This window comes from Mycolicibacterium wolinskyi str. Jessa 2025 (assembly GCF_049241375.1).
Lineage (GTDB): Bacteria > Actinomycetota > Actinomycetes > Mycobacteriales > Mycobacteriaceae > Mycobacterium > Mycobacterium wolinskyi.
The window spans coordinates 6,104,343-6,119,799 of sequence record NZ_CP185960.1 but is presented as its reverse complement, the minus strand read 5'-3'; the positions used below and the strand labels follow the sequence as shown (position 1 = coordinate 6,119,799).

Annotated in this window: 14 protein-coding genes; 5 read left to right on the top strand and 9 right to left on the bottom strand. The window is 68.0% G+C overall.

The genetic code is table 11. The features are described from left to right. Positions 1–68: 68 nt before the first annotated feature. The 3 genes from ACOI2T_RS30290 to ACOI2T_RS30280 form a co-directional block, all read right to left on the bottom strand. Positions 69–236 (bottom strand): hypothetical protein, encoded by a 168-nt coding sequence (locus ACOI2T_RS30290; protein ID WP_409502206.1) that lies wholly within the window; start codon positions 234–236, stop codon positions 69–71. A gap of 274 nt (positions 237–510) precedes the next feature. Further along, complete coding sequence (locus ACOI2T_RS30285; RefSeq protein WP_409502205.1) at positions 511–789, bottom strand: hypothetical protein; 279 nt, start codon at positions 787–789, stop codon at positions 511–513. 16 nt (positions 790–805) lie between these two features. Then, a complete protein-coding gene (locus ACOI2T_RS30280) occupies positions 806–1,960 on the bottom strand; it encodes an inorganic phosphate transporter (RefSeq protein WP_085146409.1) in 1,155 nt (384 codons plus the stop codon). Positions 1,961–2,442: 482 nt separating this feature from the next. Between ACOI2T_RS30280 and ACOI2T_RS30275 the strand changes: the two genes are divergently transcribed. Then, positions 2,443–3,258, top strand: a complete 816-nt coding sequence (locus ACOI2T_RS30275) for a cutinase family protein (protein ID WP_409502204.1) — start codon at positions 2,443–2,445, stop codon at positions 3,256–3,258. 22 nt (positions 3,259–3,280) lie between these two features. Here the strand turns inward: ACOI2T_RS30275 and ACOI2T_RS30270 are convergent, their stop codons facing one another. Continuing rightward, positions 3,281–5,035 carry a DUF7159 family protein gene (locus ACOI2T_RS30270; protein ID WP_409502203.1) on the bottom strand — a complete coding sequence of 585 codons (1,755 nt, stop codon included), beginning with the start codon at positions 5,033–5,035 and terminating at the stop codon, positions 3,281–3,283. 145 nt (positions 5,036–5,180) lie between these two features. On the opposite strand from ACOI2T_RS30270, the gene ACOI2T_RS30265 reads away from it, so the two are divergent. Continuing rightward, on the top strand, positions 5,181–6,836 hold the full coding sequence (locus ACOI2T_RS30265; protein WP_409502202.1) for a DUF7937 domain-containing protein: 1,656 nt from the start codon (positions 5,181–5,183) through the stop codon (positions 6,834–6,836). On the opposite strand, the gene ACOI2T_RS30260 is transcribed toward ACOI2T_RS30265, so the two are convergent. Continuing rightward, complete coding sequence (locus ACOI2T_RS30260; RefSeq protein ID WP_409502382.1) at positions 6,833–7,057, bottom strand: hypothetical protein; 225 nt, start codon at positions 7,055–7,057, stop codon at positions 6,833–6,835. The genes ACOI2T_RS30265 and ACOI2T_RS30260 overlap by 4 nt on opposite strands. A 477-nt stretch (positions 7,058–7,534) precedes the next feature. Here ACOI2T_RS30260 and ACOI2T_RS30255 point away from each other — a divergent pair, with 477 nt between their 5' ends. Further along, positions 7,535–9,229 carry a TROVE domain-containing protein gene (locus ACOI2T_RS30255; protein WP_409502201.1) on the top strand — a complete coding sequence of 565 codons (1,695 nt, stop codon included), beginning with the start codon at positions 7,535–7,537 and terminating at the stop codon, positions 9,227–9,229. Between the two features lie 52 nt (positions 9,230–9,281). Here the strand turns inward: ACOI2T_RS30255 and ACOI2T_RS30250 are convergent, their stop codons facing one another. From ACOI2T_RS30250 to ACOI2T_RS30240, 3 genes are read right to left on the bottom strand one after another with little or no spacing between them, the layout of a single operon-like run. Continuing rightward, on the bottom strand, positions 9,282–9,830 hold the full coding sequence (locus tag ACOI2T_RS30250; protein WP_409502200.1) for an Rv0361 family membrane protein: 549 nt from the start codon (positions 9,828–9,830) through the stop codon (positions 9,282–9,284). A gap of 9 nt (positions 9,831–9,839) precedes the next feature. Then, positions 9,840–10,556, bottom strand: a complete 717-nt coding sequence (locus ACOI2T_RS30245; protein WP_409502199.1) for a hypothetical protein — start codon at positions 10,554–10,556, stop codon at positions 9,840–9,842. Positions 10,557–10,571: 15 nt separating this feature from the next. After that, positions 10,572–11,453 carry a hypothetical protein gene (locus ACOI2T_RS30240; RefSeq protein WP_131807591.1) on the bottom strand — a complete coding sequence of 294 codons (882 nt, stop codon included), beginning with the start codon at positions 11,451–11,453 and terminating at the stop codon, positions 10,572–10,574. Positions 11,454–11,677: 224 nt separating this feature from the next. Here ACOI2T_RS30240 and ACOI2T_RS30235 point away from each other — a divergent pair, with 224 nt between their 5' ends. Then, a complete protein-coding gene (locus ACOI2T_RS30235; RefSeq protein ID WP_409502198.1) occupies positions 11,678–12,868 on the top strand; it encodes a DUF7159 family protein in 1,191 nt (396 codons plus the stop codon). A gap of 95 nt (positions 12,869–12,963) precedes the next feature. On the opposite strand, the gene ACOI2T_RS30230 is transcribed toward ACOI2T_RS30235, so the two are convergent. Next, positions 12,964–14,928, bottom strand: coding sequence for an SNF2-related protein (locus tag ACOI2T_RS30230; RefSeq protein ID WP_409502197.1), 1,965 nt, complete (start codon positions 14,926–14,928; stop codon positions 12,964–12,966). Between the two features lie 121 nt (positions 14,929–15,049). Between ACOI2T_RS30230 and ACOI2T_RS30225 the strand changes: the two genes are divergently transcribed. Continuing rightward, positions 15,050–15,418, top strand: a complete 369-nt coding sequence (locus tag ACOI2T_RS30225; RefSeq protein WP_409502196.1) for a DUF1801 domain-containing protein — start codon at positions 15,050–15,052, stop codon at positions 15,416–15,418. The last annotated feature ends 39 nt before the right edge of the window (positions 15,419–15,457 follow it).

Here is a 15,457-nt window from a genome sequence, read left to right as displayed (position 1 = left end):
ACGCTACTTCCGGCCATGCCTGTTATCAGGCCACGACATGCGGGTGAGCCGATCTGCCCGAACCCGCGTCAACAGTCGTTCCGCAGGGCGATTACTTCGCTCTCGAGCTGCTTGACCGCCCGGTAGATGGCGATCATCAGGCCTGGGCCGCTGTACTTCTGCGCGGCGTCCCACAGTTCAGCCGACACCGGGAGGTCTTCCGGTCGGTCCTCTTTGAACGGGTGCTGGGTGCTCATGCCGCGAACCTCTCACAGGGCACCGACAAGTACGCCGATCGCCCGCAGACCGCCCGCAGGATTCCTGTGACGCACCGTTGCGCGCCAACCACGCCAACGCGCTGACCTGCCGGTTTGTTGACACCCCATCGCACACCAACAACACAAACGCCAAGAAGGACAGACTGTAAATCCGTCGGCTTACGCCTACGCAGGTTCGAATCCTGCACCTGCCACAAGAACACTCAGGCCCCCTCATCCGAGGGGGCGTGAGTGCGTTCGCGGCGCGGTCGCCCTAGTGCGATTTCGCGCCCAGAATGTGCCAGCCGGTGTGGTGGCCGATGAAGTCACGGGCGATGAACAACACGCCCACGACCACGACGGCGAGCACAAGCGCGACGAGCACCCAGCTGACGCCGATCAAGACTCGATTGCGTGGCGAGCCCGAGGACGAGCCCGCGCCGATGGCGTTGAGGCGGACACCCGCGGCGAATACGGCGGGCACCGCGGCGCCCACGAGAAGGCCGAACAGCAAGATCTTGCCGACTGCGGCGAGGTTGATCCAGGCATTCATGGTGGTTCTCCCGTTCCTACACGCGGTCCATGGCAGTGCCCGCGCCTGCGGTGAGGCTGCCTTGCCATTCGTCGTTGACGTTGGTGTGGTCGATCGGTGGTTTGCGTGACTTGAGCCAGATCGGCACTGCCGCCCCGAGAAGCAGCACGAAGCCGGTGACGGTGCCGGCGAAGCCGCCGATGCCGTGCACGACGAAATAGGTGAGGGCTCCAACGAGGCCCGCGGCGGGCAGCGTGATCAGCCAGGCGGTGACCATGCTGCGGGCGACTCCCCAGCGCACCTCGGCGCCGCGGCCGACGCCGCTGCCGAGAATCGAACCGGTGGCGACGTGTGTGGTCGACAGTGAGTAGCCGAAGCTGCTGGAAAGCAGAATGATTGCGGCGGACGAGCATTCGGCGGCCATGCCCTGCGGTGCCTCGGTGTCGACCAGGCCCTTGCCCAGAGTGCGGATGACGCGCCAACCGCCCGAGTACGTGCCGAGCGCGATCGCGACGGCACACGCCACGACGACCCAGAACGGCGGCATGGTGTCGGACGAGCTTGCGGCGCCGTAGGAGATCAGTGCCAGAAAGATCACGCCCATTGTCTTCTGGGCGTCGTTGGTGCCGTGTGCGAGGGAGATCAGTGATGCCGATCCGATCTGGCCGTACCGGAATCCGGTCTCGGTACGGGCGCCGGGGATGCCGCGCACCATGCGGTAGACGAGCCAGCTGCCGAGTCCGGCGACCAGGCCGGCGATGAGCGGGGCCAGCACGGCAGGCACGATCACCGTCGACACCACGCCCTGCCAGATCACGCCGTGGCCGCCGGCCGCGGCGAGCATCGCGCCGATGATGCCGCCGATCAGCGCGTGCGATGAGCTTGACGGGATACCGAGGAGCCAGGTCAACAGGTTCCAGGTGATGCCGCCGACGAGTCCGGCGAACACCAGTTCCAGCGTGACGAGGTTGGCGTCGACGAGGCCTTTCGCGATCGTGGCCGCCACCGCGGTGGACAGGAACGCGCCAACCAGATTGAGCACCGCCGACAACGCGACCGCCGTCCGCGGCTTGAGTGCACCGCTCGCGATCGACGTGGCCATGGCGTTGCCGGTGTCATGGAAACCGTTCGTGAAGTCGAACACAAGAGCGGTGATCACAACGATGCAAAGCAGAAGAAACTGGACGTCCACGGGCAATTAGTATGACTTTTAAAACTACGAGAACCTAATTAACCTGGTGCGTTCTTCGTCACGTCTCGCTGATGGATGTCGTGAGGGCGCTCCAGGGGCAGGCGGACCGGTGAGGTGCTTTCCCGTCAATGTTCGCGAATTCCGGTAGGGCCCACGGCCATCCGTGAATTTCGCTGTGCTGCACGGTATCCGGCAGCTCATCGCGTGGTGTTGACCCCGAGCGGGACGAATGGGGTAGCAAAGGCTGAGCGCGCCTCGTGGGGCCGGTGTCGTGTCACAATGTGCCGCACTGACGACTCTGGCGAATCGCGCATCCGGCCCTCAAAGGCATTGCAATATTGAAGGTTTCCTTTGGATCTTGTGAAAGCTCTGTGCCTCCACTTTCTCAAGGAGCGCTCAATGGGGCGCTGTGTCAGCATGAGTCGGTGGGGAGACTGAGAATCGCAGGGGTGGTTGCCGTTGCGGCAGCGGCGACTTCCCTGATGCCAAACGCAATGATGCCGTCTGCGAATGCCGCGCCCTGCCCGGACGCCGAGGTGATCTTCGCTCGCGGTACCACCGAATTGCCCGGCGTCGGACCGACTGGCGACGCGTTCGTCGAATCGCTGCGCTCGCAGCTCGGCGCGAAGACGGTCAATGTCTATGCCGTCAATTACCCTGCGACAACCGATTTCCCCACCGCCGTCCAAGGAATTTCCGACGCGCGGGCCCGCATCGTCTCCACTGCCGCCAACTGCCCCGACACCAAGATGGTGCTCGGCGGCTTCTCCCAGGGCGCGGCGGTAATGGGATTCGTCACGGCAAGCGTTGTGCCCGACGGGGTTTCGCCGGTGGACGTGCCGACGCCGATGCCGCCTGAGATCGCCGACCACGTCGCGGCCGTCGCATTGTTCGGAAAACCGTCCAACCGCTTCATGCGGGTGCTCAACGACCCGCCGGTCGTCGTCGGCCCGCACTACGAGGCCAAGGCCATCGATCTGTGCGTCCAGAACGACTTGGTGTGCGACCCGCAGGGCAGGAGTTTCGCCGCGCACAACCAGTACTCCGAGGCCGGTCTCGTGGCCGAGGGAGCGGCGTTCGTCGCGCGGAAACTTCAGGCCAGCTGGGCCGAGGATCCCGCGGCGACCCCGGCACCCGCCGCGCCGCAGGCACCGGCAGCACCCACGCCCGCACCGCTTTCCGGGCCTGCCGCCACGCCGCCGCCCGCACAGCACATCGTCACGACGCCGCTGCCCAGGGGTCCGCTGCCCGGTCCCGCGGCACCGGCTGAACCGCAGCCGGTCGCGCCGCTCGCGTGATCGTCGGTCAAGAGACCGCGATCTACGGACTGAGCGGCACCGTCGTCACGGGCGAATCTCCGTAGTCGCCGCCGCCTGAGTCGCCGCCGCTCGATGAATCGCCACCCGACGGCGCCTCCGGGTACACCGGCGAGGCCGGGACCTCGGGTGCCGGCTCCACTGGTTGCTCAACCGGCGGCGTGTAGGTCGGAGGCGGCGTATAGGACGGTTCCTCCACCGGTGGCACCGAAGGCTCCGAGGACGGCGGCGTCTGCGGTGCCGAGGTGGTCGGGTCGACCGTGGTCGGCGGCGCAGTCGTCGTCGGCGGTTTCGTCGTGGTCGGTGGCGTGATGGGCGGTGTAGTCGTCGGCGGGGTGGTTGTGGGTGGTGTTGTGGTCGGCGGAGTCGTCGTCGGTGGCGTCGTGGTCGGCGGCGTTGTCGGTGGCGTCGTCGGTGTCACCCACGGCGGCGTCCACGGGGTCAGCGGCGGCAACACGATCACCGGAGGGACCGGAACCGGCACGGGAACCGGCGCCGGAGCCTGCACCGGCGGGGGAGCCGGCGCTGCCGGCGGCGCGGCAGGTGCCGGCGCTTGCACGCGTGGTGCCTGGTTGGCCGGGCGATCGCCGGTGCCCGAGCGCACGCTCGGTGCGGCAGGAGCGGCAGGCGGCGGCGTCAGTACGGCAACGGGCAACGCGACCGGATCCGGCTCATGCGGAACGGGCGGGAGGTAATTGCCGGGCACGGTGTTCGCCTGCGTCGCGGTCACGGGCTGCGCGCTGACGTCGGCCGCGGGCCGGACGTTGGTCACGACCGTGACGGCCAGCGTGGCGAAACTCACCACGACGAACATCACGGCGCTGCCCATGAGCAGCATCCGGGGCGGTGGCGGCGCGATGGCGGTCGTGTACTCCGCCTCGTCGGCCTGTTCGGGGACGAACTCGTTGAGCGGGTCCATCGGCATCTCGTCGGGCCAGGGCTCGCTCTCGGTCTCCTGCGAATACGCGAGGTCCGGGCCCACCGCGCCCTCGGTGGCCGCCTCGCTTGCGGGGGCCATCTGGGTCGCGTCCGCTGCTGCCGCGGCGGCGGGGGCCATTTGTGTCGCTTCCGCGGCCGGGGCGAGCTGTGTCGCGTCGGCCGCGGGTGCCATCTGCGTGGCCGCACCGGCGGGTGCGAAACCGTCGGCCGCCTGAGCCGCGCCGCGCGCGATCGCATACCCCGCGTCGGCGGGCACCTCGACCGGCGCGGTCGAACGAAGCTCTGCGGCAACAGAATCAAGATCGAGTCGTTGTCCGACGAGCATCACGCGCATCGGTGCGTCAGCCGCGGGCACCTGCTGCAGCACGGCGGCGCAGGCGGCAGCCGCACCGGCGGCACCGACCGGCACCGTCGCCAGAATCGAGGTCGCCTCGTCGTTCTCGCCGACCACGGTCAACGATGCGGTGTCGTCGTCGGACAGAAGCAACGCCGCATCGGCGCCCGCGCTGCGGGCCAGGGCCGCGGCGGCCTCGGCCTCGGCCACCACCTCGACGTTCGGCACACCCGCGCTCTGCACGGTCTGGCGCAGCGTGTCGGCTTCGGACGCGTCGGGCAGGCACAGCCGAGTCGCCGCGACCTGGTTGCCCGATTCGGTCACCGCGCGGAATGTGCCGATGATGGTGTCGGCCAGCTCGGTCAATCCGTCGTCGGACAGGTCCAGCGCGTACTGGTCAAGTAGCTGCCCGCCGCTGGCGGGCGAGCCGATCATCGCCAGGCGCGCCACCCGCCCGGTGACCGCTACCCCGAGGACAACGTCCACGGTTTCCACACTCCTTGCCTCACGCATGTTGTACGCGCTCCGACGGTTCAGTCCAAGCTACCGCCGACGCTGCTTGTGCGTCGGAGCAAAAATGAGCACGCTGGTTGAGACGTCTCGCGACATCACTCATGAGAGGAATCGGTAGGTGACCGACCAGCGTTACGACGCGCCCGCCACTGTCCAGGTGGCGACCATGGCTGCGCCCACCGTGGCGAAGTCGCCGCGGGTCGGCTACGTGCCCACCCGGACGAACCGGGTGCGCGACGGCAGCGCGGTCGCGTTGCTCGTCCTGGCGCTGCTGCTCCCGTGGAACCTCGAGTTCGGTGTCGGTGTCCCCTCCAGTGACGGGTCACTGTTCGCCGTCCTGGCCGTGGTCACCCTGCTGGCGATCGTCGCCGCGCTGACGCCGCACCTCGGACCGTTCCGGCTCACGGCTGCCAACCCCGATGTGCGGCGCACCGGCCGGATCCGGCTTGTCCTGAGCTTGGCCTACCTCGTCGTGGTGATCGGCTTCGTCGGCTTCCATCTGGTGCAGACCGTCGGTGACGGCGGTACGGGAGCGGTCGCGCCGGGTGTCGGGCCGGGCATGCTGCTCGGCATCGCGGGGGCCCTGTTGGCAGCGCAGCCGCCGATCACGTCGATCACGATCGAGGACAACAAGTTTCGCCGCTGGTATGCGGTGTCGCGGGTGATCGGCTTCGTCTCGATCGCGCTTGCGACGCTGTCGGTCGCGTTCAACCTGTACTGGCGCCTGCGCTATCTGTTCGTGACGCAGGTCGACTTCGGCGGCCACGACGTCGCGGTGATCGTCACGACGCTGCTCTACGGCGCGGAGGCGATGATCGCGCTGGTCATCGCGTCGCGCTGGCTCACCGAACGGACCGCTGCCGCCCGGCTCGCCACGACGGCGATCGGCATCTCGGGTGCGCTCGCGGCGGCGGTGGTGTGGGTTTTCGGCATCGGCCGCGACATCGACGCGTTCCACGGCATCGCCCAGAACACGTCGACCGCCGCCGTCGGCTACGAGGGTTATCTCGCGTGGGCGGCCGCCGCGGCGATCGTCGCGCCGACGACGCTGTACGCGGTCTTCCTGATCAAGCCGCCGACCATCGGCGCGTACCGGGGTGCCGCGCAGAAGTGCCTGACGCTCATCGCCTTCTGGTCGTTCGCGGCCGCGGCCCTGCGCGTCGTGGACTACCTGATCGCCCTGTCGCTCGACCTGCCCAGGGCGCTGTACGACAGCGTCGCGATGACGGTGTTCAGCCTCATCACGGCCGTCATCGCCCGGTGGCTGCACCGACAGCTCAGCAACGGGGCGATGGCGACGAGCGTCACCGCGGCGTTCAGCGCGGTGTTGTTCGTGTTCGCCGTCGCCGATGTGGCCATCGGTGTCGCCCTCGCGCCGCGCTACGCCGCGCCTGCGCCCGACGCGATCTACGGCAACAACCTCGCCCAGCAGATCACCAGCACCTTCGACGTCACCGTGTGCGCGCTGAGCCTCATCGTCCTGGTCGTCATGCTGTTCACCGGTCCGCTTGCGGGGTATCTGGTCCGCCGTGACACGCGCGCCGCCAAGGCTGCGCCGGTGCCGCCCGCGGCGCCCGAACCCACCGAGGACCTCTCCGCCCCGCCGACAATCGTGCGCCGGCCGCAGGCCGCGGCGGTGCCGAGAATCGTTCGGCTCAAAGAGGATTCGACGACAGTCCTGCCTGCACCGCCGACGACGGAGCTTCAGGTGCCCACACTGCGGATCCAACGCAGGCCCAGCTCGGGCCCGCTTGGACCGTCGTCAGAGGGTTAGTGCTTGCGCCCGACCACCAAATACGCGGCAGGAATCACGCCCGGCGTGCTCAACACGCCCAATGCGCCGGCCCACAGCCACTTGGGCCCGTTCACCTGATCCGCTTTGCGGCCGGCGAGGTCGCGCAGTGCCCAGGCGCGCAGGCCGGCGTCTGCCGCGGCCATGCCGATGATCGCCGCTTTGGCGGTGGTGGACAGCTCGCTCCAGCGCTTCTTGGCCACTGCAGACTTCCTTTCGGTGAACGGGGATGTGCTCTCTCTACGGTACCGACCGAGGCGCCCGCTGAGACTGCGCACACGGTCGCTGAGAGCGCGAGATAGCAGCCCTGGGTGCAGTCTCGCGACGTGGCGGCGAATAATCAATGGCGCGACCACGTTTGCCCGCGTACCGTTCTGCGGGCCGGTGATGTGAGCCGGATGTTGATCGGTTACCACTACGGATGGAGAGGTCGCAGGTTCGAATCCTGCCCGCCCTACACGGGGCGGTAGCTCAGTCGGTAGAGCACTTATTTCCGGTCGATGACTCACACGCCCACATCGCTTGGCGCACAACTTCAATGCCGCGGGCCGGCAGTCGATCGGTTATCCGGTGCAATTCAGGTTCGACTCCTGACGTGACAGCTCGACTGTTGCGTTTCCGGTCGACGTCTCACACGCTCGCGGCCCCGCAAGACCCACGACAACGAAAGGAGTAGCCCCATGGACATTCTGAAGACGATCAGCCTGCGCCGGACACCACAGGCGCTGGCCGCCAAGCCGGAGCAGGTGCCCAATGCCGCTGGCGGCTACACCTTTTCGGTCGACGACTGGGCGCGGGTGCACCGCTTCCTGACGCTCGGTACCGACGGTGGGACGTACTACACCGCAGACCGTGAACTGACGCGCGACAACGCCGACGTGGTGTTGCGTGCTGCGAACCGCGATCCGATCGGGCTCGTGAACCGCATCGTCGAGGTTTCCGAAGCGGGCCGTGCGCCCAAGCAGAACCCGGCGCTGTTCGCGTTGGCCATCGCGGCGTCGGCAGACAACGTCGACGGTCGGCGTGCGGCGCTGGCGGCACTGCCGCGGGTCGCGCGCACCGGTACCCACCTGTTCCTGTTCGCGGGTTACGTCGAGCAGTTCCGTGGTTGGGGACCGACGCTGCGTCGCGCAGTCGGCCAGTGGTACACCGAGCGGCCGGTCGACGCGCTGGCCCACCAGCTCGTCAAGTACCGGCAGCGCGGCGGGTGGAGCCACCGCGACATGTTGCGGCTGGCCAGCCCGTCGGGCGTGGGCGATCCGGCCCGGCGCATGGCGTTCAACTGGGCGGCAGGCAAGGGTCTCGGTGACTACACCGAGGCGCCGGTCCGGCTGACCGGCGAGCAGCTGAAGGCCGGGCAGCGCACCGCGGTCCGGCCGGTTCTGCGTGCCGACTTCGTGCCCGACGAGCTCGCGATCATCGCCGACTTCGAGGACGCGCAGGCGGCGTCGACGGCGGCCCAGTGGGCCGAGATCGTCGGCCGCGGCCACGGTCTGTCGTGGGAGATGCTGCCCGACGCAGCGCTGGCCGAGCCGGCGGTGTGGGAGGCGCTGATCGCGCGCGGTATGCCGCAGACGGCACTGATGCGTCAGCTGCCGCGGCTCACCCGGCTCGGGCTGCTGTCCGGTGCGGTCGGCGAGACCGTGGCCGGTCAGCTGACCGACGCCGAGCGCCTCAAGAAGGCTCGTGTCCACCCGGTGAATGTGCTTGTGGCGCAGCGTACCTACGCCTCCGGCCAGGGTGCGCGCGGGCAGGCCACCTGGACGCCCGTCGCGCGGATCTCCGATGCGCTCGACGCCGCGTTCTACGCGGCCTACGGCGCGGTGCGACCGGCGAACAAGCGCACGCTGCTGGCGCTCGACATCTCGGGCTCGATGAGCTCGCGCGTGTCGGGTCTACCGGTGACGTGCCGTGAGGCGTCGGCAGCGCTCGCGATGGTGACCGCGGCGACCGAGCGGCAGCACCGGATCGTCGGGTTCACCGCCGGTGCCGGCGGTTGGTCCAGCACGGCCATCACCGAGCTGGACATCAGCCCGCGTCGTCGTCTCGACGATGTGTGCGCGTACACCCAGGCGCTCCCGATGGGCGCCACGGACTGCGCGCAGCCGATGATCTGGGCGCTCAAGAATCGGGTGAAGGTGGATACGTTCCACATCTACACCGATAACGAGACCTGGTACGGAAACATTCACCCGCACCAGGCGCTGGAGCGGTACCGCCAGAAGATGGGTATCGATGCACGGCTCGTGGTTGTGGCAATGACCGCGACCCGCAACTCGATCGCCGATCCGGCCGACCCGCGTCAGCTCGACATCTCCGGGTTCGACTCGGCGGTGCCGACGCTGCTCGCGGATTTCTCGCGCGGCGACATCTGACGGCGGAGGCCGGGGGTGATGGTCATTCGACCGTCAGCCCCGGCCTTCCCCGCTATTCGGGATTGCACAATTTCCAGGATTCGTCTTCACGCTTGAGCTTGAAGGTCTTCGTCGGTGCCGGCGGCCGCGTCACTTCGACCGTGGCTTCGTCGCCGGTCACGGTGATCGATTCGATGTTCACCGGGCGGCGGCTGGCCGGTTCGATCGGCCCGCCGTTGTCGAGATCGCCCTCGAATCCCTCGGTGAACTCGGCGGCTTCCGCCCGGCACATCAACGTCGCCATCTTCTCGGTATCGGCGGTGTCGGAGGCTTCGGCGAATTCGTCGACCGCGGCACGGATCTGGGCGCGCCGCTGCTCGCTCTGGTGGTGGCGGAAACCGAGGAAGCCGCCGACGCCCGCGACGAGCATCACCACCACCACTGCCGTCAGAATCCATTTGCGCCGTGAGCGTTTCGGTGGCTGCCACCCGTACGGTGGACCCGGCGGTGGTGCCCACTGAGGCGGCTGCGGTGGCTGCGGCGGCGGGCCCCACCCGGGTGGCGGGCCCCAGCCGGGTGGCGGGGACTGGGGGACGGGCGGCCAGGGTCCGGGATAGCTCACTGCGCACCCCTAAAGCGGTAGGTTCATGAACTGGTCGAGCGCTTCACCGAACGGCTTCACCTCGAAGTCGGGTTCGAAATATGTGATGGCAAGGCCGGCAGGCAGATCCGGTGAGGTGCACAGGCTCGCATCCGACCCGCCCTCGGTCACGAACAGCAGCCGCTGCGTGCCGGGGAACTCGTAGTCGTCCTCTTCCCATTCCAGGATGTCGTTGCTGTCGGGGTCACCCCATCGCGCGGCCAGGGTCGTCATATGGCGTGGTGCGATGAACCCGCACGACTCGCCGTCCCACGTCGTGAAGCCGGCATGGGTCTGCCGCAGAAACCCGCGCGCCGGCTCGGGCAGAGACTCGAAATACGGCGGGGTGGTGGCGCCGAACGTTCGTGGGTCTTCACCGACCCACACCGCGAGCTCGCCTTCCTCGGTGCGCAGTACGTAATCGAGTGAGGGCGCATCCAGCCAATCGTGTTTGGCCGCCCGCACGTCGACCAGCTGGCTGTGCAACGCGTCGGCGAATCGCGGTATGAGATCGAGGAACTCGGCGTCCCATTGCTGTATTGCGATGCGCTTGCGTTCCTCGGGATCGGACGATTCCACCACAGGCCACCACGATTCGTGCACCGCCGTGCGGGTCTGTGCGCTCGGCGTCAGGATGCTGATGGGCTTGGTGTCCCAACTCGCTGCGGCGGCAAGGGCCGCCTCGTCGATACCGGCCATCTCAGGCAAAACCGTCCTCGTCGCTCATGGGTTGGGCAATTGACTGTCGGCCAATTGGGCGATCATGTCCGTCAGTTCGCGGCGTTTGCGGTCCTGCAGCGCGACCTGCTCTTTCTGCCAGTCCGGGTCGACGTCCTGCATGTCCGCGGCTGATTTGGAGTTCTTGTTCCTGGTGTTGACCTCCGACGGTAGCCACTGCAGGTTCGACGCGGCGTTGAGCACTTCCCACATGTTCTCGGGTGTCAGTTCCAAGAACCGGGGCAGGTAGAGGATTTCCACCTTGGGAACGATGTGGTCGGCCGATACGGCCGGGGCACCGTTGGGTTTCGAGCCGACGGTGTATCCGGACGGATGGCTGTCGCCGACACTGGGTCGCCGCTCGCCCTGCAATGGCACGTTGGGGTATGGCTTCAGCGGCGTGACCTGGTTCTTGACGACGTCCCAGACCGGCCGCAGCGCGTGGTCCTTCGGAACGGTGACCCGGCCGTCGCCGAGCTTGACCGGCGGCGTGGGTGACGTCCACTGCGGGCGGGCGGCGGCCGCGGCCTTGCCGAGATCGCTGAGGACCGTGGGTTTGAGGGCCTTCGGCGCGGGGCCGTTGTCGCGAAGTTTGCCGATGGCGAGCTGACAGGCCTGCAGGCTCGCGACCAGGGCGTCCTTCTCGGCGTTGAGCTGATCGGCCTCGCGGTTGTACGGAATGACGATCTCGGGCGGCCCGGGCCCGCCGCCGCGCGCGTTGTGCTCGGCGATCCTGGCTTGATTGTCGTCCAGGGCGGCGACCTGGGCGGGGCACCCTTGGCCGTCCGCGCGGGCAGGCGCCGGTTGAACAAGGCCGGACACCAGCGCCATGAGGAGTACGAGGACCGCAAGGATTGCGGGGCATCGTCGGCGTGTCATCACCGTCATGTCTGTCTCCCACCAGGGGTGCCGAGACGTCGGATTCGGACGTAGAAATCGATCGTAAGACCGCTCAGGAGGCCACTGATGCACCAAATTCGGAGGGCATCGGGAGGGCAGTTGTAGGGCTCGAAGATCGTGAGATTCCGCATCAAGACGAGCCACAATCGAGAGTAAGCGCCGTCACACCGGTAACCTCAACTCTGGAGTATCAGCCAGAACGGGGGATCGATATGGACCTCGTGCTCGGCCTCGCGATGACGTCGAGAGCCGTCCGGTGGGTGCTCGTCGACGGAACGACGGGCGAGGGCGATCCCGTCGACCGTGGTGCGATCACGATCGATGACGTCGAGACGTACGACCCTGCGGGTCTGCTGAAGGGCTTGGTCGAAGACACCGAAGCCGCAGGCAACCGCCTTCACGCGATCGGCGTCACCTGGACCGCTGACGCCGCGCCGCTGGCCGGTCATGTCCTGCAGTCGCTGGAGGACCGCGGGTTCGGCAACGTCGTCGCAGTCTCGGAGGTCGAGGCCGCAGGCGTCCTGGCCGGCGGTATCGCCGAGATCGCGGGCTACGACGAGATCGCGGTGTGCATCATCGAATCGGATGCCGCCGTCGCGGCAACCGTCACACCCGACGCGGTCTCGGCGGACCGGATCGACCGGTCTCCGCAGGACACAACAGCCGCCGAGCTGATCGAGAACATCAAGGCCGTACTCGAAGAGTCCACCGGCGGGCACACCGACGCGATCTTCGTGCTCGGCTCCGATTGCGACGAGTCGATCGTCGCGGCGCTCACCGACATGGCGACCGTTCCCGTCATCTCCGCCGCCGAATCTGATCTGGCCTACGCGCGTGGCGCGGGCCTGGCGGCGGCGCTCGCGGTGAACACGCCTGCCGATACGACGCGGTCCAGGTGGGGCCTGCACCTGACGAAGGTCGGCGCGCTGAGCTCGGTCCTCGCCGCCGCCGTGGTGACCTTCGTCGTCGCCACGTCGGCCGCGGTCGGCATCAAGCTGCATCCCGGCGCGGTGGCGCCGTCGGCCGAGGTCGCCAACATCAGCGAACCCGCGCCCGCTGCGCGCCAGGAGCCGGCTCCGAAGGCCGTCCCCAAACCGGCGCCGCCTGCCGAGAAGCCACCTGCCCGGCCCGCGGCGAAACCGCCCGCGCCTGAGCCGGCGGCCCCGGCGCCCGCTCCTGCCCCGGTGGCCGAGGTCGACAATGCGCCCGCCTACTCGCCGCCCGAGTACGTGCCGCCCGCACCCCCGCCGGAACCGGTGTACGTGCCACCGCCACCGCCACCGGCGTTCGTGCCGCCGCCTGCCCCACCGCCGGTGACCTACCCGCAGCCGCGGTTGCGCGACCGCATCATCGAGCGCATCCCGATCATCAACCGGTTCCACGAGCCGAAGCCGTGGGGTTGAGCATCCGACTGTGCGCTCACACACTCGACCGTGCGCTGAGGTCGCCGAAACCGCGCCGGCGTCGCCCCCACCGCACACTCGCGAAGGGGTGACCCCTACCTCGCTAACCGAGCCTGCTCGGCGCGCACCATCTCATCTTGATGCGGCGGCGCCTGGTCGGGGCGTTGTGCGAGCCGGCGAATCGGCTCGTCGATACTGCCGCGTGCCAGCAGCCGGTGCACCCGCACCGTGTGGAGTTCACTGATGCGCTGTGTTCGCCCGATCACCCGCTGCTCGGCTCGCGGCTCCCACTGCGGCTCGGCGATCATGAACACCGCTGGTACCGTCAACCGCCGCAGATCGAGAGGGCCGGCGTCGATGTGCGCCAGCAGCGTCGCGGGACCGCGATCGGCCGCGAACGCGTCGACCGCGGCCTGGCGATCCGGCACGGAATCGTCGAGCGGACCGAACATATTGCCCGGCAACGCCTTCCGGATGACGTCGAGCACCGCCGGGAAGTGAGAGAAGACCACGACGTGTGCTCGGTCGATGTGTGCCTCGTTGGTGAGCTCGATCAGCCGGTCCAGCTTGGCGCCCGGCGCAGGCGCCCCGGATGGCCACGCCGCCTGGCGGATCGCGGTGAAATTCCCGCTCGACACCGCACGCCGGTAGCGGTCCCGGTCGGCGCTGGTGAGGCGCACCCACTCCTCGGTCGAAATACGCTGTGGCAGTTCGTCGATCACGTCGCGGAAGTCACGGCGTAGATACACCCGGTCCACTGCCCGCCGGAACGCCACCGAGCCCTGCGCGCCCGTCGCCGGAGTCACCTCGCCGGCGACGTCGGGTTGCAGAAAGTCGGCGAGGTGGCGGAATCCCTCGATCCGGTTGTGCATCGCGACGCCGGACAGGAACAGAACCCGGTCGTCGGAGGTCAGGACATTGCGCACGGCGCGGGCACGGTCGGATTTGGGGTCACGCAGCAGATGCGCTTCGTCGACGATCACCAGCCCGGGCCGTTCTGGCAGGGTGATCCGTCGCAGCATGTCGAACGTGACGATGGCCAAGCCGCCCTTGTCTTTCCATTCGACCAAGCGGGCTTCGCGCTGACTGCCACGAATTTCGATCGGGGTCAGTGCGGTGTGCTTCGCAGTCTCGTCGGCCCAGTGGATGCTCGCGTTGGCCGGGCAGATCACGAGTGTGTGGCGCATCTTGTCGGCGGCCGCCAGATGTGCGGCGACGGCGAGAGCCTGAATGCTCTTGCCGAGACCCAGCTCGTCACAAAGCAACACCCGCCGGCGTGCCACCGCGTACTGGGCGCCGAACAACTGGTAGTCGCGCAGCTCGGTCCGCAGCAGTGACCGGTCGAGACCCGTTCGTTCGACTTGCACAGCGACGCGCGCTCCGACGAAACCTTGTGCGGCGTCCGCATCGGTTGTCCCCGAGGAGAATTCACCGAGAAGCCGGTCGACGGTCGCGGCGTCGCGCCCATACACGCTCCAGCTATCGGGCTCGGGCCTGCGGGCGTCCTCGATCCGGTCGATGAGCTCTGCAACCTTGTTGACCAGTGGATCGGGCGCGACCGGTGGGGCGTCGTCGCGTCGGCGCCGTCCGGATCCGTTCTGCATCCCGACGCGCGCCCGCAACCGGGGAAGTAGCCGGCGCAACTGTTTGACCGGTGCATCCGCGCGGATGAGGACCATCAGGTTGGTCAGCAGCGCGGTGTCGGCCTCAGATTCCCGGTCCAGCCGGGGCCGGGTGGTCGAGCGGATGTGGTCGGCCTTGGCCTGGGCCGCGGACTGAACCGCCTGCGCGGTCGCGATGTCGACACCGGGAACCTGGGTCAGGATGCGCGGCGCGACACCGTGGATGTCCGCGACCGTGCGGTACTGCGAATTGATCAGCGCGCTGATGCGGGCCCCGCGCGGAAGATAGGGGCGCAGGCTGTCGACCGGCGCGGATTTCAGCGCCTGGTCGACCACGACATCGGTGTTGGACCGGACGCTCGCGGCGATCTCCGCGCGGAGCTTGCCCATGTCGGCGAGCAGGCCATCGGCTCGCCGCACGAGGTCTGCGCGGTCCATGACTGTCGATCATCTCATCTCGCGGTGATCGCCGGGCCCGCGAATTCCGTCGGGACGGGCTGCTCAGGAACTGTTGCGCTGCGACCTCGTGTTTGCGGTGCACGCTGAGTAGCGTGGTGTGATGAGTGACAGCCCGTCAGCTGAGTTCTTGGCAGGCCTGCCCGCTGACACTCGCCCGATCGCCGAGCGACTCATATCCACGATTGCCGGACACGCGCCGTTCGACGCCGCCGTCAAGTGGCGGCAGCTGACGTTCGCGGTCGACGGGGACTTCGACCACTGGGTCTGCGCTGTCGCCGCCACCAAGCGACAGGTGCATCTGGCGTTTCACTTCGGCAGTCTGTTGCGTGAGCCCGAAGTGGGGTTCGAACCATCGGAATCGAAGTACGTGCGAAAACTACGGTATCGCTCGGTCGAGGATGTGGACGAAGCCGTTGTGCAGGAGCTGGTCACCCAAGCGCTTGAGGAATTGCCCCGATTCAAGGGTTGAGGTGCCTCGAAATCAACGAAAAGGTCGATGCGCCAGTCG